The sequence below is a fragment of the Serratia sp. JSRIV004 genome, assembly GCF_019968705.1.
Classification (GTDB): domain Bacteria; phylum Pseudomonadota; class Gammaproteobacteria; order Enterobacterales; family Enterobacteriaceae; genus Chania; species Chania fonticola_B.
This window is the reverse complement of record NZ_CP074140.1, coordinates 3,011,665-3,030,367: the sequence shown is the minus strand read 5'-3', so window position 1 is coordinate 3,030,367 and position 18,703 is coordinate 3,011,665. Positions and strand designations below refer to the sequence as shown.

17 protein-coding genes are annotated in these 18,703 nt (G+C 54.0%); 9 read left to right on the top strand and 8 right to left on the bottom strand.

Features of this window, described 5'->3' with window-relative positions; genetic code table 11:
• Positions 1-57: 57 nt before the first annotated feature.
• Positions 58-1,380: a glycoside hydrolase family 10 protein gene (locus tag KGP21_RS14515; protein ID WP_371824867.1), complete on the bottom strand. Its 1,323-nt coding sequence runs from the start codon at positions 1,378-1,380 to the stop codon at positions 58-60.
• A 236-nt stretch (positions 1,381-1,616) separates the two neighbouring features.
• Here KGP21_RS14515 and KGP21_RS29785 point away from each other — a divergent pair, with 236 nt between their 5' ends.
• Entirely contained in the window at positions 1,617-1,706 is a 90-nt protein-coding gene (locus KGP21_RS29785; protein ID WP_253249445.1) for a hypothetical protein, read from the top strand.
• Positions 1,707-1,716: 10 nt separating this feature from the next.
• Positions 1,717-2,067 (top strand): hypothetical protein, encoded by a 351-nt coding sequence (locus tag KGP21_RS14505; RefSeq protein ID WP_223538490.1) that lies wholly within the window; start codon positions 1,717-1,719, stop codon positions 2,065-2,067.
• A 98-nt stretch (positions 2,068-2,165) separates the two neighbouring features.
• On the opposite strand, the gene KGP21_RS14500 is transcribed toward KGP21_RS14505, so the two are convergent.
• Genes KGP21_RS14500 through KGP21_RS14485 form a run of 4 tightly spaced genes read right to left on the bottom strand, consistent with a single transcriptional unit; the run spans position 2,166 to position 5,822 of the window.
• On the bottom strand, positions 2,166-3,515 hold the full coding sequence (locus KGP21_RS14500) for an FAD/NAD(P)-binding oxidoreductase (RefSeq protein ID WP_223538489.1): 1,350 nt from the start codon (positions 3,513-3,515) through the stop codon (positions 2,166-2,168).
• Positions 3,512-3,760 (bottom strand): (2Fe-2S)-binding protein, encoded by a 249-nt coding sequence (locus tag KGP21_RS14495; RefSeq protein ID WP_059200811.1) that lies wholly within the window; start codon positions 3,758-3,760, stop codon positions 3,512-3,514. The genes KGP21_RS14500 and KGP21_RS14495 overlap by 4 nt, the downstream gene beginning before the upstream one ends.
• Positions 3,757-4,872: an FAD-binding oxidoreductase gene (locus KGP21_RS14490; RefSeq protein ID WP_223538488.1), complete on the bottom strand. Its 1,116-nt coding sequence runs from the start codon at positions 4,870-4,872 to the stop codon at positions 3,757-3,759. Before KGP21_RS14490 ends, KGP21_RS14495 begins: the two co-directional genes overlap by 4 nt.
• Positions 4,872-5,822, bottom strand: coding sequence for a 4-hydroxyproline epimerase (locus KGP21_RS14485; RefSeq protein WP_223538487.1), 951 nt, complete (start codon positions 5,820-5,822; stop codon positions 4,872-4,874). Before KGP21_RS14485 ends, KGP21_RS14490 begins: the two co-directional genes overlap by 1 nt.
• 341 nt (positions 5,823-6,163) lie before the next feature.
• Between KGP21_RS14485 and KGP21_RS14480 the strand changes: the two genes are divergently transcribed.
• The 6 genes from KGP21_RS14480 to KGP21_RS14455 all read left to right on the top strand — a co-directional run bounded on the left by KGP21_RS14480 (position 6,164) and on the right by KGP21_RS14455 (position 13,851).
• Complete coding sequence (locus tag KGP21_RS14480; protein WP_179247454.1) at positions 6,164-7,009, top strand: AraC family transcriptional regulator; 846 nt, start codon at positions 6,164-6,166, stop codon at positions 7,007-7,009.
• A gap of 196 nt (positions 7,010-7,205) precedes the next feature.
• Positions 7,206-8,126 carry a dihydrodipicolinate synthase family protein gene (locus KGP21_RS14475; protein WP_115158516.1) on the top strand — a complete coding sequence of 307 codons (921 nt, stop codon included), beginning with the start codon at positions 7,206-7,208 and terminating at the stop codon, positions 8,124-8,126.
• Positions 8,127-8,186: 60 nt separating this feature from the next.
• Positions 8,187-9,806, top strand: coding sequence for an aldehyde dehydrogenase (NADP(+)) (locus KGP21_RS14470; protein WP_223538486.1), 1,620 nt, complete (start codon positions 8,187-8,189; stop codon positions 9,804-9,806).
• 16 nt (positions 9,807-9,822) lie between these two features.
• A complete protein-coding gene (locus tag KGP21_RS14465; protein WP_021806383.1) occupies positions 9,823-11,388 on the top strand; it encodes an APC family permease in 1,566 nt (521 codons plus the stop codon).
• A 20-nt stretch (positions 11,389-11,408) separates the two neighbouring features.
• Complete coding sequence (locus KGP21_RS14460) at positions 11,409-12,422, top strand: Ldh family oxidoreductase (protein ID WP_021806382.1); 1,014 nt, start codon at positions 11,409-11,411, stop codon at positions 12,420-12,422.
• 193 nt (positions 12,423-12,615) lie between these two features.
• Positions 12,616-13,851, top strand: coding sequence for an MFS transporter (locus KGP21_RS14455; RefSeq protein ID WP_223538485.1), 1,236 nt, complete (start codon positions 12,616-12,618; stop codon positions 13,849-13,851).
• A gap of 20 nt (positions 13,852-13,871) precedes the next feature.
• Here KGP21_RS14455 and KGP21_RS14450 read toward each other — a convergent pair whose 3' ends face one another.
• Positions 13,872-14,780 (bottom strand): LysR family transcriptional regulator, encoded by a 909-nt coding sequence (locus tag KGP21_RS14450; RefSeq protein ID WP_218519366.1) that lies wholly within the window; start codon positions 14,778-14,780, stop codon positions 13,872-13,874.
• Between the two features lie 119 nt (positions 14,781-14,899).
• Between KGP21_RS14450 and KGP21_RS14445 the strand changes: the two genes are divergently transcribed.
• Positions 14,900-16,093, top strand: coding sequence for an MFS transporter (locus KGP21_RS14445; protein ID WP_223538484.1), 1,194 nt, complete (start codon positions 14,900-14,902; stop codon positions 16,091-16,093).
• Between the two features lie 52 nt (positions 16,094-16,145).
• Here KGP21_RS14445 and metC read toward each other — a convergent pair whose 3' ends face one another.
• The gene (gene metC / locus KGP21_RS14440; RefSeq protein WP_059200804.1) at positions 16,146-17,327 is read right to left on the bottom strand and encodes a cystathionine beta-lyase; all 1,182 of its coding nucleotides are present in this window, start codon (positions 17,325-17,327) and stop codon (positions 16,146-16,148) included.
• A 15-nt stretch (positions 17,328-17,342) separates the two neighbouring features.
• Complete coding sequence (locus KGP21_RS14435; RefSeq protein WP_037375894.1) at positions 17,343-18,629, bottom strand: amino acid permease; 1,287 nt, start codon at positions 18,627-18,629, stop codon at positions 17,343-17,345.
• Positions 18,630-18,703: the final 74 nt, after the last annotated feature.

Below are 18,703 nucleotides of genomic sequence, written 5' to 3'. Positions count from 1 at the left end.
AGTAGGGTGAATGTGGGTGATCTAACTCACAATCAATGACAAAACCCACCAAGTTCCTCAACTACCCCAGCGACTTTTCAGGTAATTGACTGCCTGCTGGGTCTGTGGCTGATTGAGATAGTTCTCTCTGAACAGGATCGTGCCTTTAATTTGCGATACGGACTCGTTCAAATCCAGCTGCTTTTGTAACTCCTGCACGCCACCGTTGACCATCCAATCTGGCTCGTTCTTTGACGGGATCCCAACTTTATACAGTGCAACGCCGATATAAAGACGCGTATTGGTGGCGGTCACCACATTAGCCCACCATTTGGCGAGCACATCATAACGGGCCGCGTCACGCGCGAAGGGCCAATACAGCTGTGGGGCAATGTAATCCAGTAAACCAAGCTGTACCCAACTGCGGGTGTCGGCATAAGATTCATCATAGGCTGCAGCCCCTCGCGTATTGGAACCTGCCGCATCGTGTGAGTGGTTACGCCATACGCCAGAAGGGCTGACACCAAATTCAACGTCGGGCTTCAACTTCTTGATAGTCCGAGAAACTTGCCCAACCAATTGCTTAGTATTGTCTCGCCGCCAGTCCGCTTTGGATCCAAAATGTTGCCCATACTTTTTGAAGGTCTGGCTGTCGTTGAGCACGGATCCAGGGGACTCCGCATAGAAATAATCATCAAATTGCACGCCGTCAATATCATAGTTGGCAACCACCTCCGCCACGATGCTGGTGATCCAGTCCCGCACCTCCGGGATACCTGGATCGAGCACAAATCGGTCGCCTGCGATGCGGATCCAGTCGGGGTGTAGCACATAGACGCTGGCTGGCTGCTGCGACAATGTGCGGTTCAGTTTATCAATGGTTACTGGCTTGGTGTTGACGGATACCCGGTAGGGGTTAAACCAGGCATGGACTTTCATGCCACGCTTGTGTGCCTCATCCAGCATAAACTGCAGCGGATCATAGCCTGGGTTGTCGCCAATATTCCCCGTCAGCACATCTGACCATGGCAAAATTTTTGATGCCCAGAGGGCAGTGCCATCAGGCTTAACCTGAAAAAAAACGGTGTTGATACCCAGAGTCTTCAGTTTATCCAGCTTGCCTTGCAATGCTTCCTGCTGTTGTTGAATGCGGATGGCTGGGCTGCTGGCATTGAGCGATGTTACTGGCGGCCAATCGAGGCGGGAAACGGTTGCCAGCCAGATGCCGCGCACGGGTTCCTGGCTTTGCTGTGATTTACCCGGGTGTGGCTGTTTTGCCACCGAAGGCAACGGAGTGACTAAGGATTTCGCAGGTTCGGAGGTGCAACTGGCCAGTGAAAGCACACCGGCAAGAAGTACGATTAGCTGTTTAACTTTGGTAAAGCTATGAGAACAGGCGATGATTCGCTCCGGCTTCTATTGATTACTCATTGGGATAGCCCCAACACAATCTTATCATTCTCTTATTATTCGAATTTTAGTCAATACCGGTAGGGCAGATTGATTGGACGCCAGCTGATTGTGGTGACCTGCTGCATCGTTTCCTCTCAAGGAGTTGGATTGGAGTATGGCCGTTAATCTGCCGTTTAAATCCGTTACACTATGATGTCTTCTATCCCAAGGATTTCACCGTTGTAGTGACTAACTTGTCCGATAAAGATCTCGATCTCAGTAAGTTATGTTTACAAGCGTCCTCTGCTAACAAATTACTCCTTCAATTTAACTAAAGAATCTTTTATGAACAAACGCCTATTTGCTGTTTTTCCCGCCATTATTCTTTCAGGCTGTGCTGCCACATGGGAACCGTTAGGTACGCCAACAATGACCCTGCAAGAGGCGAATAACCTTTGCGAAACTGAGTCATTAGCTCAGTACCCGGTTAAAAATGAGGTCGCTACCAGAAGCGTTGAAAAGCAGGTTTCATTGAAATGCAATAAAGATGACGATGGCTGTAACAGTAGTGGTTATAAATATGAAAATAAATTAGGCGTTGAAAGCTACCCCTTGGACGTGAATATAAATAGCCGGAAAGCCGCATTTACTGCCTGCATGGAAAAAAAAGGTTGGAAAAACACCAGCTGGCTATAAATAACAGGCCGCGTTTCTGAAGTCTGCATTTTTGATGCAAAGAGCTGTGCTCCAGGCTGATACAACGCCCGGAGCTCGCCCTTTGGGAGTGCCACAATTTATTTAGTAAACTCCTCTTCTGTATCAACTCTATCGCAGATCACCTTTACACCAGAAAACGACACTGTACCAGCTCCCTCTCCCTGTGGGAGAGGGTTGGGGTGAGGGGCCAGTAAAGCCAGTGTCTCAAGCCGTGCCGGGGTCAAAGGCACTCTTGGTTGCGGTAGGGGCCAGTCAAACAGATGTCGGGCCGCCGTGGCGCAAATTTTCCCCTGGCAAGCACCCATACCGCAGCGGCTATGCAGTTTGGTAGCTCCCCAACCCGTTTTGGCATCAATCTCTCCCAGCGCTACATCCTCACAGCGGCACAGAAAGGTGTCGGCAGCACCGAGGGTTTTCAGCGTTGGGTTGAGTACAAACGTCTGGCTGACAGCGGCGGCAAAACGCTGCCATACGCTACGTTTTGCCAACAATGCCTGAGCACGTACGCTATTACCGCTGGCGGCATACCCGGCAATCGCACCTTCCGCCAAAGCCAGTTCACTTCCCCCCACACCGGTACATTCACCCGCCGCATACAGGTTGGCCACGCTGGTTTGTTGCAATGCATCAACGGCAATGGACGCATTCTCTATTCTGCACCCCAATAGCATGGCTAATTCGATATTCGCCACCAGCCCGAATCCACAGGCAAGTCGATCGCAGGCGATCGTACGAACCTGCTCCCCTTGTTGGACGCGAACTGCGGTCAGCCGCTGCTCGCCTAGCGCTTCCACTACATAGCTATTGGGACGATAGCGGCGGTTAATCAAGCGGAATGATTGCCGTACTTTCACTGGCCAATGCCACAACCCGCTGGCGAATCTCGCCAGGCGTTTCATCGGGGCTTGTTCGGCCAGCAGTATGACCTTACCACCCGCTTTGGTGACGCTATCGGCAACCGCGAGTAGCAACGGTCCGCTGCCAGCAATGACGATCCGTTCGCCTTGCAGCGATAAGCCATTTTTGAGCTGCGCCTGTAAGCCGCCAGCCCCTGTTACGCCCGGTAGCGTCCAGCCAGGGAAGGGCAATAACAGCTCGCGCGCACCGCAGCATAAGATTAAGCGCTGATAGTCGATCGTCCCGCAACCCTGGGCATTTTCATACAGCAGTTGCTGTGGTCCGCTTTGCGCCACGACTTTTGTCGCACTGAGCAGGGTGACGTTATCCAACGCCTCAACGGCTTGCCGATAGCGTAGGGCGATCGCGGGTAAGGTGACCGCTGGCCCATCACGCCAGATTTGCCCACCAGGCCGAGGGTTATCATCAAGCATGACTATGCGTTGCCGGCTTTCGCCTACGGCCAGCGCTGCTGCCAATCCGGCAGGGCCAGCACCAATAATCAACACTTCGCATTGCAGGTTGTTCATTTCTCTCCGTTCCTTTCGATACTCATCTCGGGTTGGCACAAGGTTTGGCAGGCCAACTGCTGTACGCCATTGATGATCACTCGGCATTCCTGGCACACGCCCATGCCACAAAAGGGCGCGCGTGGCTGCTGGCTGACGGAGATCCGGCAATGATCTTGTCCACTTAAGCTGAGTGCGGCGGCCACGGTGATACCTTCCTGTACCTGATAAGGCTGCCCGGCAATGGTTAAGGCGATCAGTTTCATTGGTGGGCCTCGTTTGTAGTGAACATTCGCGCGGCTCGATAAGGGGAGTCATCTATTGCTGTGCGCTGCTGTTGGATTTGTGCGGCGATCAAGGCGGCGCTGCCCATTGCCGTGGTGACGCCCAGCCCTTCATGGCCCAGAGCCAACCACAGCCATGGATAAGCCGGGTGGGGTCCTAACAGGGGTAAACCATCCGCCGATGCTGCCCGACCCCCCGCCCAGCAGCGGATGAGGCTCATGGTTGCCAATGCGGGCAGGAACTCTGCGGCACGCTTGAGCATGGTGGCGAGCAACGGCATGTCGATTGCCGGATCGAGCGAATCAAACTGGCGTGAGGAACCGATCAGCAGTTGGCCGGTTGGGCGAGCCTGAACGTTAAAGGCCACCGAGGTCCCATCAGAGGCATGCGCACTAGCACCATAGCCCAACTCAACCAATTGGTGCCTAACCCGTTGCGGGTATCGATCGGTGATCGCCAGTTGGCCTTTTTTCGCTCTGAGCAGCGGGGCTGGCAACAGCTTGTCGGCGTGTAATCCGCAGGCTAACGCTATCACCGGTGCGCTCAGTCGCTCCCCGTTGGCCAGTATCACCGCCTGTTGTTCCAACGCGACCACTTCACCGTAAACCCGCCGTACTGCATCCCCCGCATCTTCAACCAACCAGCGCGCAGCATTAGGGGCATAAATAATGCCATCCCCCGGCACGCGCAATCCTCCGGCCAAGCCGCTACGCAACATAGGTTCAAGCTGTGCGACTTGTTGTGAGTCCATGAGTTCACTGTTGACCCCAAGTGCTGCCATCCGCTGCTGCTTCACTTCGGCAATCGCCATTTCTTGCGGTTTTTCCGCCAACCACAGCGTACCGCAGCCGCGCCAGGCACAGTTATCCGGCATACGGTCCAGCACGCTGCGCCACAAATGTAGGGAGTAGGCACTCAGCGCCAGCTCTGCGGGGTTGTCATCCATGCAAACCAAATGGCCCATGCCCGCAGCGGTGGCGCCAGGGCGGCGATCGTCAATCAGTAACACTCGTAACCCTTGTTGTGCTAACTGCCACGCGCAGGCAGCACCGATAATGCCTGCGCCAATGACAATCACATCGGCGGTTGCCATTAACGTATCCCCCAGGCGAAAGCGTCACGCTCATCCAGCAACAGTTGGCTATCGGCGCAGATAAAAGCCTCCCCGCGAATAAACGGCGTCACGCGGTTGCCTTCACCAGGCTGGTAATATCCGCTGAATTCACTGCCGATCACGCTGGCCTGCCGCCATACTTCACCTGGCTGTAATTTACCGTCTGCCGCCAGGCAGGCGAGTTTGGCGCTGGTCCCGGTGCCGCACGGCGAGCGATCGTAGGCCTTGCCTGGGCACAACACGAAATTGCGGCTATCGGCACGTTGATCGGCGGCAAAAAGCTCAATATGATCGATGATCCCTCCGTCTTCACCGTAGATCCCCGCGTTTTCGAGCGCCTGCCGTACCGCCCAGCTAAAGGCCGTTAGCGCTTCCAGATTGTGGGTGTCGATCGCCAAATGATGATCGCTGATGAGAAAGAACCAGTTGCCCCCCCAGGCGATATCGCCGGTTACCTCGCCATAGCCGTCAACGGTCACGGCTACCTGCTGGCGGTAACGATAGGCGGGGACATTCTCAATGGTTACGCTGCCATCGGCGTGTAGCGTGGCGTTCACCGTCCCAACAGGGGTTTCGATCAGATGTTCGCCAGCGCTAATGCGCCCCAGGTAAGCCAGGGAAGTGATTAATCCAATCGTGCCGTGGCCGCACATGCCCAGATATCCGGCATTATTGAAAAATATCACCCCGGCCGCGGCTTGCGGTGAGCAGGGCGAGCACAGTAACGCTCCCACCAAGACATCGTTGCCCCGGGGTTCCAGAATGATGGCGCTGCGCCAGTCATCATAGCGTTGTGCGAAAAGCGCCTTTCGCTCGGCCATGCTGCCACTGCCCAGGTCGGGAAAACCGTCGATAATCAGCCGGGTGGGTTCACCGCCGGTATGGGAATCGATCGCTCGTAAGGTGATGAAGGGGGATGCAGGTATCATCGGAGCCTCTCAAGGTTAATTAATTGTTACCAACCACCTAAGACTGACCGAAAGCTACCCTTGCGGCTTGACCTGTTTCGGCAAAGGCCATGCCGAAATCAGCACAGTGCTAAATTGCCTGAGCGCCCCCATCATTCAGGGGATAATAAAAAGTATTTATTTATCAGAATATTAATTATTTTTCAGCGCCAGAATTTGATTCGTTAGCCTGAAATCTGCCAAAAGTTTGCGGTGATCCGCATATTGGAAACAACGCGCTTGATAAGTTACAAAAAAGTTAATACTGATCCAGGTGAGTTAAAAACAGCCAATTATGGCCACTTGCTGAAAAGGGTATTGCTATGCGATTAACCTCAAGCTTTCAGGCTCCTCTGCTCACTCCCTGCATTGCTGAGCAGCAACCACAAGAGTGCTTTGCTGTCGAACACCTCACTCAGTTCTGTGATGGGTTGGTGCAACAGCGTCCCCATTCGTTACATAGCGTATTGAACTCGCTGGCATTGATTGCGCCGCTGCTTAATGCCATTCCCAATGTGGTGTTTTTTATCAAGGATGCGCAGGCCCGCTATCTGTTGGCCAATCTCACCTTGGCCAAACGCTGTGGTTTTAAAACGGTGACGCCGCTGTTGGGTAAAACCTCGGCAGACGTTTTCCCAACCCAGTTGGGTTCAGGTTATACCGAGCAAGATCTGCGGGTGTTACACCAAGGAGTGCAGATCCAGGATCAGCTTGAAATGCACCTATACAGCGGCCGTGAAACGGGCTGGTGCCTGACGCAAAAGCTGGCACTGTATGACCAGCAGGGCAAGATTATCGGTATGGCCGGGATCTCACATGATTTGCAGGAAGCAAAGGCTAACCACCCGGCCTATCAGCGATTGGCGGCGCTGGATGTTTATATCCGTCAGCATTACGGCAGGCCGATCGCGATGGAAGAGTTGAGGGCGCTGACCGGCCTTTCCGTGGCGCAAATCGAGCGCTACTGTAAACGTATTTTCCACCTGACACCTCGCCAGATGATCCACAAAGTCCGGTTAGAGAAAGCCACAGAACTGCTGGCCGGCGATATGCCAATTACCGAGATCGCTTTGCAATGCGGTTATACCGATCACAGTGCTTTCAGCCGCCAGTTCAAGGCCATGACCGGTGCTAGCCCCCGCGATTTTCGGGCCACATTAGTTCCCTAATTAGCTGAAATTATGAATTTTATGATGCAACTGCGTCACAGGCTTCGCTGCGCGCAATTCCCCCTCATTATGCCAATTTCGTCCTCGCATTCGGTGAAAACCGTCAAGCCGCTGCCGAGAATACCGGTCAATCTGTTATTGAATTTCACCATAAATTAACCGGCAATTAACATTTCAAGCAAAAGGGACCCATACGATGAGCAATAAAGCGATTAACTGGAGTGGGGTATTTCCGGCAGTCAGTACGCAATTTCGCAGCGATTTTTCTCTGGATCTTGATGCTACCCATGCGGTGATCAAAAACCTGGTCAAAGACGGTGTCTCTGGCCTGGTCGTCTGCGGCACCGTGGGTGAAAACACCTCGCTGACGATGCAGGAGAAACTGGCGGTGATCGAGGTGGCGAAAGACGCCGCACAAGGCAAAATACCGGTGATCGCCGGGATTGCCGAATTCACCACCGCCTTTGCACAGAATATGGCGCGCGAAGCGGAAAAAGCCGGTATCGACGGCGTGATGGTGATGCCTGCGCTGGTTTATTCATCCAAACCGCACGAAACTGCAGCACACTTCCGCAGCGTGGCCACCGCCACCGATCTGCCGATCATGGTCTACAACAACCCGCCGATTTATAAAAACGATGTCACACCTGACATTCTCACTACGTTAGTCGACTGCGACAACATCGTCTGTTTCAAAGACTCTTCTGGCGATACCCGCCGCTTTATCGATTTACGCAATGCGGTTGGCGATCGTTTCGTGTTGTTCGCCGGGTTGGACGACGTGGTCCTGGAAAGCCTCGCCGTAGGAGCAGAAGGGTGGATATCCGGCATGTCCAACGCATTCCCACGCGAAGGGGAAACCTTGTTCCGGCTGGCGAAGCAAAAGCGTTTCGAAGAAGCACTGGCCCTGTATAGCTGGTTTATGCCGTTGCTGCATCTGGATGCCCGTCCAGACCTGGTGCAGTGCATCAAGCTCTGTGAAGAACTGGTCGGCCGTGGCAGCGCGGTGACCCGCCCACCGCGTTTGGCACTGCAGGGAGAAACGCTGCAAGAGGTGACGACGATTATCAAAACCGCTCTGTCCAACCGTCCGACGCTGCCAGATGTCGGCCTGTGATCTCTCAAGGAGGCCCGGTATTCAGCCGGGCTATAACAGGCAATCGAACAGGGGAAACCAATGCCAACTCACAACACATACGCCCTTAGCGGCAAACAGTTTATTGGCGGGCAGCGGATAGCTAGCGGTAACGCCGAACTCATCAGCCTGCGGGCCGATAATAATCAGCCAACAGGTTATCGCTTCCATCAGGCCAGCATTGCAGAGGTTGATGCCGCAGCGCAGGCCGCTGCCCGAGCCTTTAGCGCCTATAGCCAAACCAGCGCCGAGCAGCGAGCAGATTTTTTCGCCGCCATAGCCGATGAATTGGACGCGTTAGGGGAGGAGTTTTTTGCCTTTGCCACACAAGAGACCGCGCTGCCTATCCCTCGTCTGATTGGTGAGCGCGCTAGAACCAGCGGGCAGATGCGACTGTTTGCCGAACTGCTACGCAGCGGCCGCGTGCACGGGGCGAGAATTGATTGCGCATTACCAGAGCGTACACCGCTGCCAAGGCCTGATTTACGCCAGTATCGCGTCGCCATCGGTCCTGTGGCGGTGTTTGGTGCCAGTAATTTCCCGCTGGCGTTCTCGACCGCCGGGGGTGATACCGCTGCCGCGCTGGCCGCCGGTTGCCCGGTGGTGTTCAAGGCACATAGTGGCCATATGATCACGGCGGAATTGACCGCGCAGGCTATTGAACGTGCGGTGCAAAAACAGCAGATGCCTGCCGGTGTCTTCAATATGGTGTTCGGCAGCAGCATCGGTGCCGATTTGGTGCAACATCCTGCGATCCAGGCGGTAGGGTTCACCGGCTCGTTGCAAGGTGGCCGGGCATTATTTGATTTGGCGATGCAACGTCCACACCCCATCCCGGTGTTTGCCGAAATGTCGAGCATCAACCCGGTGGTGGTCTTGCCACAGGCATTGGCTCAGCGTGGTGAAAAAATTGCGCAAGAGTTGGTTGCCTCTTTCACGCTCGGTTGCGGTCAATTCTGCACCAAGCCGGGGCTGATTATCGGCCAGCGCAGCCCGGCCTTCAGCCAGCTGATCGCCGATTTACAAACTCAGGTTAATGCCAGCCCGCCACAAACCATGCTGAATGCCGGTACGCGGGATCATTATCTGAGTGGCTTGCAGAGATGGGATCAACATCCTCAGCTACGGCATCTGGCCGGAAGCAGGGCAGAACACCCCCATCTGGCGGTAGCCCAGCTCTATCAGGCCGACAGTGGTTTGTTACTTAACGCCGATCCGCTGTTGCAGGAAGAAGTCTTTGGCCCCGTGGCGATCGTGGTTGAAGTCGCGGACCGGGCGCAACTGCTTGCCGCACTGGAAAGCCTGCAAGGGCAACTCACCGCCACGCTACTGGCTGAACAGGAAGATCTTGGTGAGGCGAGTGAATTGGCACAATTACTAATCCACAAAGCGGGGCGTGTCCTGTTTAACGGTTATCCGACCGGCGTGGAAGTCTGCGAAGCCATGGTGCACGGCGGCCCGTATCCGGCGACCAGCGATCCCCGTGGCACATCGGTCGGTACGCTGGCTATCGAGCGGTTTTTGCGCCCGGTCTGCCTGCAAAACTACCCGGCAGCGTTATTGCCCCCCGCGCTGCAAGACAGCAATCCTCTGAACCTGTTGCGCCTGGTCAACGGTGAATACACCCGCGCAGCCCTCCATTCACCTGCGGCAATGAAATAATTCGAAAGGTAATGCTATGACCATACAGGGAAAATTTAAAAAGCAGCTGACGTTAACCGATCTGACGTTTATCGGCCTGGGCGCGATTTTTGGTTCCGGCTGGCTGTTCGCCGCCAGCCATGTTGCTGCCATCGCGGGCCCTGCGGGGATCTATTCGTGGCTGATCGGTGGGCTCGCTGTACTGCTGCTGGGCATTGTTTATTGCGAGCTGGGTGCCGCGCTTCCGCGTGCCGGTGGCATCATTCGTTACCCGGTGTTTTCCCACGGGGAGCTGATGGGTTATCTGTTGGGGTTCATCACACTGATTGCTTTCTCCAGCCTGATCTCTATTGAAGTCGTCGCCGCCCGACAATATGCAGCAGCCTGGTTCCCAGCGCTCAGCCAGCCAGGCTCGGGCGATCCCACGTTGATCGGTTGGCTGACGCAATTTATCTTGCTGTGTCTGTTCTTTACGCTGAATTACTACAGCGTGAAGACGTTTGCCAAATCCAACAACCTGATCAGCATACTCAAGTTCATCGTGCCGGTGCTGGTGATCGTGGTACTGTTCACCTTCTTCAAGCCTGAAAACCTGCACAGCCAAGGCTTTGCGCCCTTTGGTTCCGCCGGGGTGGAAGCGGCGATTTCCGCCGGTGGGATCATCTTCGCCTATCTGGGGCTGACGCCAATTATTTCGGTGGCCAGCGAAGTCCAAAAGCCGCAGCGTACCATCCCGATCGCGCTGATCCTGTCGGTGGTGCTTTCCACCATTATCTATGTGCTGCTGCAACTGGCTTTCCTCGGCAGTATTCCAAGCGAAATGCTGAGCGGTGGCTGGCAGGATATCAGCAAGCACTTTTCGCTGCCGTACCGCGATATTGCCGTTACGCTGGGGATGGGGTGGTTGGCTTTTCTGGTGGTGAGTGACGCGATCGTTTCACCGAGCGGCACGGGCAATATCTATATGAATGCCACGCCGCGAGTTGTGTATGGTTGGGCGCGGGCAGGGACTTTCTTCAAAATTTTTACCCGCGTCGATGGTGAGTCGGGGATCCCGCGTCCTGCACTTTGGCTGACTTTCGGGCTGGCTATCTTCTGGACGTTGCCGTTCCCTTCCTGGGAAAAGCTGATCGGAGTGGTCTCCGCCGCACTGGTACTTAGCTATGCCATTGCCCCGGTTACCGCCGCCGGGCTACGCCGCAATGCACCGAATTTGCCGCGGCCGTTCTTTGTCTGGGGATTTAGCGTGTTAGGACCGGTGTCATTCATCATTTCGGCATTGATCGTTTACTGGTCAGGCTGGAACACCGTCTCCTGGCTGCTTGGCCTGCAAATTCTGATGTTCTTTGTCTATATTCTGTTTAAAAACAAAGTGCCGACTCACGCCGTCAGCCTGAAGCAGCAGATTTGGTCCTCGCTGTGGCTGATCGCTTTCTACGCCTTGATCATCGTGGCTTCCTATCTCGGCAGTTTTGGCGGCATCAATGCTATTGGCCACCCATGGGACACCCTGCTGGTAGCGGCCATCGCGCTGCTGATTTATTACTGGGGAGCTTACACCTGTTTACCTCAGGCAAATTTTGTCGGGGACGAGGAAGAGTAATGCTAAAGGAGGAAACAACAATGACCAACACCGTCAATCTTACGTTGTCAGAGGCCTATCAACTGGCGTATCGAGCCTTGCACAGTAATGGTTTCAGCACCAAGCATGCCGATGCGGTGGCAAAGAACGTCACCGCCGGTGAACGCGATGGCTGCCATTCCCATGGTTTGTATCGTGTACTGGGCTGTGTCCGGTCGCTGCATGCCGGCAAAGTGATGGCTGATGCCGAACCGACGTTCACCGACAGCGCTCCGGCGATTTTACGCGTAGACGCGCAGGGTGCGTTCTCGTTGGTGGCCTATCAAGCGGCGCTGCCTGCCTTTATCACCAAAGTTCGTCACTGTGGTATTGCCGCATTGGCGATCAATCATTGCGTCCACTTCTCTGCGCTGTGGGCGGATATCGAGCCGCTTACCGAACAGGGATTAGTAGCGTTGGCTTGCACCCCAAGCCATGCTTGGGTAACGCCCGCCGGGGGGAGCCAGCCCTTGTTTGGTACCAACCCGATCGCCTTTGGTTGGCCACGCCAGGGACAAGCCCCGTTTGTGTTTGATATGGCGACCAGCGCAGCTGCACGCGGTGAGATTGAGCTGCATCGCCGAGCGAATAAACCGCTGCCAGAAGGTTGGGGAATCGATAGTCACGGCAAACCGTCCACCGATGCCGCCAGCGTACTGCAAGGCGCAATGTTGACGTTTGGTGGCCATAAGGGCTCAGCATTGGCAGCGATGGTGGAGCTGATTGCCGGGCCGTTGATTGGTGATATGACCAGTAAAGAATCGTTAGCTTACGACCAATCAACAGGCTCTTCACCTTATGGCGGAGAGCTGATCATTGCCATGGATCCTGAGCGTTTTCTGGGGGCGGAGAAGGAAGAGCATTTCGCCAGAGCGGAAGGGCTTTTTAATGATATGGCAGAGCAAGGATCCCGTATTCCTGGGGAGCGGCGTTTTAAGGCGCGTCAGCACAGTGAGCAGTTCGGTGTGACATTACCGCTGACGTTATATAAAGAGATTGTGGCGTTGTGTCAGTAATCCCTAGCAGGCTCATCGTTTACCGATGGGCCGATGTGCTCCCATTCCTCTCTTTCCGCTGTAGTGTAGATATACGCACAACAATATGTTAACAATATTGAAACAATAAATTCAGCGGTAAATGGTGGGGACGGTTAACGAGCAAGCGGCGTTACCGGATATTTGGTTGACACATTTCTTCAAGGAGCAGGGCATGAGACAACAACGCTGGTGGGGAGTCATCGCGACATTGCTCCTCATCGTGATAGCCTATGCTGACCGGGTAAATATCTCCGTCATGCTGGTTAACCCCGAGTTTCTCAATCACTTTGGCCTGGTAGACAATCGCGCCTATCAAGGCACATTGATGACCGCCTTTCTGCTAGGTTATGGCCTTTCAGCCATGTTGTTGACGCCGTTTCTGGAAACGCTATTCGGTTATCGTAAAGGCTTGACCCTCAGTGTGGTTCTCTGGGCGCTCTTTACCGCGGCTTCTCCGTTGGTCGGATCGTTCATCATTTTACTGGTCGTGCGGGCCTTCCTCGGTGTCAGTGAAGGGCCACTTTTCTCGCTGAAAACCATGTACATCAGTGACCATTTCGCCGCCAATGAGCGGGGAAAGCCCAATGCGGTCTCTGCATTAGGCGTGTCTTTAGGTTTGGTGATTGGTTTTCCGCTGGTGACTTTCCTGATGAGTCATCTCGGTTGGGCCCTTTCTTTTCACGTTCTGGCGTTAATCAATCTCCTGGTCGGCTTGCTTTTGGTGCGTGTGTTTATCCATCCTAGAACAACCGGAGTGGTGCAGCGCAGCAGTGAATCCATGATGCAACGTGTCTGCCATACCTTCATTCTGGCTTGGAAAACGCCCATGCTCGGCTGGATCATGCTGGTTGAGATAGCTACGCTCAGTTATCTTTGGGGTTCCAGTTCCTGGCTGCCCGCTTACCTGACCAATGAGCGTGGCTTTTCCATCAAGCAAATGGGTTGGCTAGCATCGCTACCCTTTATTATCAGTATCTTCTCCAAGTATCTTGGCGGGGTGATCCTGGATCGCGTTCGGCCACAGCAGATGCCATTGATTTTTGCCTTTGGCGGGGCAGCAACGGCTATCTGTATGCTAGGCGTGATGCTGAGCTCACAAAGTAGTTGGCTGGCCGTGTTCCTGCTATCGGCCAACGCTTGTTGGGGGGCACAAGGTGCGGCAATTCCTACCCTGATCCAACACCATGCCAAAACAGAAAGCGTTGGTTCTGCCTACGGGCTGATCAACGGCGTGGGGAATATCTTTTCGGCATTTATTCCCTTGCTGATGGGGCTGGTGATGATGTCGTTTGGCACCGTCTCTTCAGGCTTTTCCGTGCTGGTGGCCTCGCAGATTGTGACTATGTTCGCTGGTGGAATGCTGTTTGTTCGCATGCAAGGAAACCGGCAATTCACCACGGCGTGGTGAACGTGAAGGGCTTGGCATTGCTAGTCGATCCGCAATTCGGCAGCAAGCAGCTCCAGCATGGCATCCACTTTTGGCTGCAGTTGCCGCCCAATAGGCCACACCAGATTGAGCGGCAGACCGTCAGTCGTCAGTTCCGGTAGGATTTGCACCAATTCACCACGTGCAATTTCATCGCAGACCAGCCATGTTGCCAACTGTGCGATACCGCACCCAGCCTTAACGGCGGCAACCTGAGCTTCGCCATTTCCGACAATAATGCGGCCCTCCATTGTGCGCCGCTCAATCATTCCAGCATCATGCGCGATCAGCCACGGGCTCGTGGTTCCATCGGCCTTACCATAGAGCACGGCATCATGGCGAGACAGTTCGGCGGGCGATGTCGGTGTCCCGTTGCGGGCCAGGTAATCGGGAGAGGCGCAGAAAATGAGGCGTTCACAGCCCAGGTAGCGATGGCCAACTGAGGTAGGCCAATGATCCGGGCCACCGATACGCACCGCCACGTCAATGGCTTCTTCAAGCAAATCAACGAAGCGATCGGTCAAAGAGACATGCGGGCGTAAGTGCGGGTGCTGCTGTGAGAACTGGAGCAGCAGCGGCCAAACCCGAAGGCGGCCAAATGTCGCCGGAGCATCTAGCCGCAGACGACCCATCGGTTCGCTGTGCTGTGCGGCGAGCACGGCTTCAGCTTCTTCCAAATCGGCCAGCACTCGTACGCAAGTGCGGTAGAACGCTGCCCCTGCATCCGTCAGAGCCAAACGGCGGGTGGTGCGTTCGAAAAGCCGGGTCCCGAGCCGATCTTCAAGGCGCGCCACACTTTTGCTGACGGCAGAGCTGGTCAGGTGCAATTGCTCTGCCGCTGCCGTGAAACTGCCTGCATCGGCCGTCGCCACGAAGGTTTCGATGCCCTTAAGCCGCTCCGATGGGATCATGCTGCCCTCACTTACTAAGGAATTAAATTCAATAATGTCGGTAAAATATATCAATAATGAGAATATATTTCTTAAATATACTAAGGGCAACAGCAAATCCCCATGCAGGAGCCTTTTTGATGTCTTCGATTACCGTACCGGGCACCGCCATTTCGGCGAGCCGTAGCCGTCTTTCCATCGTCATTCTTGCGGTGGCGGCTTTCGTCATCGTCACGACCGAATACCTGATCGTCGGACTATTGCCAGCATTGGCACGCGACTTGGATATTTCAATTTCCGCTGCTGGCCAATTCGTTACCTTGTTCGCTTTCACGGTGATGCTGTTCGGCCCTGTGCTGACTGCGCTGTTGTCACACATTGAACGTAAGCGCCTGTTTATCTGTATTCTGATGATCTTTAGCCTCTCAAACGCTCTGGCCGCAATCGCTCCGAACGTTTGGGTGCTTGCGATTGCCAGGTTCATTCCCGCGCTGGTGCTGCCCGTGTTCTGGGGGACGGCCAGCGAGACGGCCGGACAGATTGCCGGGCCGCATCGTGCCGGTCGCGCAGTATCGCAGGTGTATCTGGGGATCTCAGCCGCCTTACTGTTTGGTATTCCACTGGGAACGCTAGCGTCGGACCTTATCGGCTGGCGCGGCACCTTCTGGATACTGGCCGGGCTGTCGCTGGTTATGACATTGGCCCTGGCGATCTTCATGCCGACCCTGGCACGCCCCGAACGGCTTAGGCTGGCAGAACAGACTCGCATCCTCAAAGACCCGTATTTTGTCGGTAACGTTGTGTTATCGGTCGTTGTGTTCACCGCAATGTTTACGGCTTACACTTATCTAGCCGACATGCTGGAGCGCATCGCCGGTGTGGCTCCGGCGCAAGTCGGTTGGTGGCTCATGGCCTTCGGTGCTATCGGCCTGGTCGGTAACTGGCTGGGCGGGCGCTTTGTAGACCGCAACCCACTGGGCGCTACCGCCATATTCTCGTTATTGCTGGGCATAGGCATGATGGCCAGCGTACCAGCGGCAGACTCGCTCATTCTGTTATGGTTGGCACTTGCGCTTTGGGGTATCGCCTATACAGCGCTGTTTCCAATCTGTCAGGTTCGGGTGATGAAGTCCGCCTCACACGCTCAGGCGCTAGCCGGAACGTTGAACGTCTCTGCTGCCAATGCCGGTACGGGCCTTGGCGCCATTATCGGTGGTCTGGTGATCCCTCAATGGGGATTGGAAAACATCGGTTTCGTTGCCGCAGGCATCGCGATAACGGCCATTTTGCTGGCGGCTTGGCTTGTACGCTTTCGGCGGCAAAGCGCGAAATAACTAGGAAAGGGAAGGTGACCGACTATGCGGTCACCTTGGCAAAAATCACGTCTCAACTAAATTGCTTCAATCTTTCAAAGCCTTGCTCCAGATCGGCTTTCAGTTCATCCATATCCTCCAGCCCAATCTGCAAGCGCAGCGCCCGGCCGCCGGGTTGCCACTGCGTCACGGTGCGGTATTCGGCACAGTTAAACGGGATCACCAGGCTTTCAAAACCTCCCCACGAGTAACCCATGGCAAAAATCGACATGTTATCCAACATGTTATCAACACCAGCCTTGGTATATTCCGGCTGCAAAATGATAGAGAACAGGCCCGAAGAACCTGTAAAGTCGCGTTTCCAGAATTCATGCCCTGGGCAATCAGGGAAGGCCGGGTGGAGCACTTTCAATACCTCCGGGCGGGATTTTAGCCAATGAGCCATCTCCAGCCCGCGCTTTTCGGCCTCCTTCAAGCGTAAGTACATGGTCCTCAAACCCCGTAGGGCGAGAAAACAGTCTTCTGCGCCCGGCAACATCGCCATCAGATCATAGGTTTCGCGTAATTTAGGCCACCAGGCATCATTGGCTGAAACAACGCCCATCAGTAAATCGGAATGCCCGCCCAAATACTTGGTACCCGCCTCTACGGAAATATCACAACCATGTTCATGGGCGCGGAAAAATACCGGCGTTGCCCAGGTATTATCAATAATGGTGGCGATCCCTTGCTGTTTTGCCAGCGCCGCCATGGTTGGAATATCCTGGATTTCAAAGCTTTGAGAGCCAGGAGATTCTAAAAACAGGGTGGTAGTGTTAGGGCGGAACAAGGTGCCGATGTCTGCGCCAATCAATGGATCATAGTAGGTGGTTTCGATCCCCATTTTGCCCAACATCCCAGCACAAAACAGGCGAGTAGGTTTGTACACGCTGTCAGGCATTAACAGGTGATCGCCTGCTTTCAACGTGGTGAGCAATGCCAGCGCAATTGCGCCCAGCCCGGAGGGGGAGAGCACTGTCCCTGCCGCTCCAGCCAGTTCGCTCCACGCATTTTCTAGATTAGCGATCGTGGGTGTGCCCATCGTCCCGTAGTTAAACTCGGCTCGGTTATGCTCAATATCGCTGACGGTAGGAAAAATAACCGTTGAACCCCGATAAACCGCTGCGTTGACAAATCCGGCCTGTTTGGCGGGATCTCGGCCGATCTGTGTAATCCGGGTGCCGATGCTGAAATCCGAGCTTGGTGATTTACTCATTGCTAACCTCATCGTTTATTCGAAAAATTTAAAGAAGGGGGACAGGCAAAGCAAAATACCGAAGAAAGTGATAAACCAAACGGCGGGCCCCTTAAACTTATGAAGTGCTTCGACTTTATACACCAGATAGCAAGGGATCAAGCATGATACCAACCCGAACAAAGGGCTCCCCAGTTGCATAAAGAACAGGATAGAGAAGCGGGTTGAAATCCACGCCCATAACCCCAGCACAACGCCAACGCTGATGGCAATGTGAAGCACTTTTTGATTGATTTTTTCTTCCGGAATAAAACGGCAGATAATATTAGTCACAATCCCTTTGATCGCCTCCTGGAACCCTAAATAAATCCCGAGAAACGCCGTTAAGATGGCAAAAATATTCAGCAGGGCGCTCATTACTCTCACAACAGATCCGGGAATAACCTGGGCTGCAATAGCTAACGCAGAGATATTTTGCTCAAAAGCGGAAACGGCCTGCTCATGGCTGATAGCAAAAGTGAACGAGAAGGCAAAGAACAATACCGCAACCGCCAGGATAATATAAGCAACACGGTTGGCGCGGATAGCTCGATAGGTGGCAATACGTTTATCCGATTCAACTTTACGATAAGCAATGTTCATCGGGCTAAGTATCTGAACAAACAGAATGGAGAAAAGGGTAAAGGGTAACGTCAAAAACACGTCGCGCATAAATGGCAGCAGTTCAGGGAAGGCAGTAATATTATTCAAGTTCCAATGTGGAACCATCACGACCCCTAATACAACGATAATCCCAAATTTAACGCACACCATCGGGCCGGAGACCTTGAACAACAACCGTTCCCCTTGAGCGGCAATGCTGACCAAGGCAACCAGCACCACCAACCCATACCAGATGGAGTCTGACAGCAAGCCTTCCGTCAGCCCAAAGGTCTGAATATAGGAGGCGCTGTCAAAAGTAACGGCCAGGGAATAAGAAAACATGCCGTGTAGTAACATCAGGAAATAGGCAATACCTAGCCAAAATCCCCAGTTTTTCCCGAGGTATTGCGTAATGACGTTAGTATAGTCTTGGCAATCTTCACTTTCTGATAATGTTTTAAGGTAAAGACTTTGCAACAAATAAATCGCCGGATAAGAAATGATAACCGAAGTGATAAATACCCAAATGCCTTTAATGCCCACTTGAACCGGCATGAAAACAATGCCGGAACCGATGGCCATACCTATGCAGAGAATAACCCAGCCGAAGTCATATCGGGTAAACGGAATGCTTTTATACGCGTCTTTAGACTTGATATCTGTATTTATTATGCTATTCATCATTGTCTTCCTGTCGCAAGATGATCACAGCCGTGTTCTCACGAAATGAGAAGTTATGTAAAACATCGCGTTTG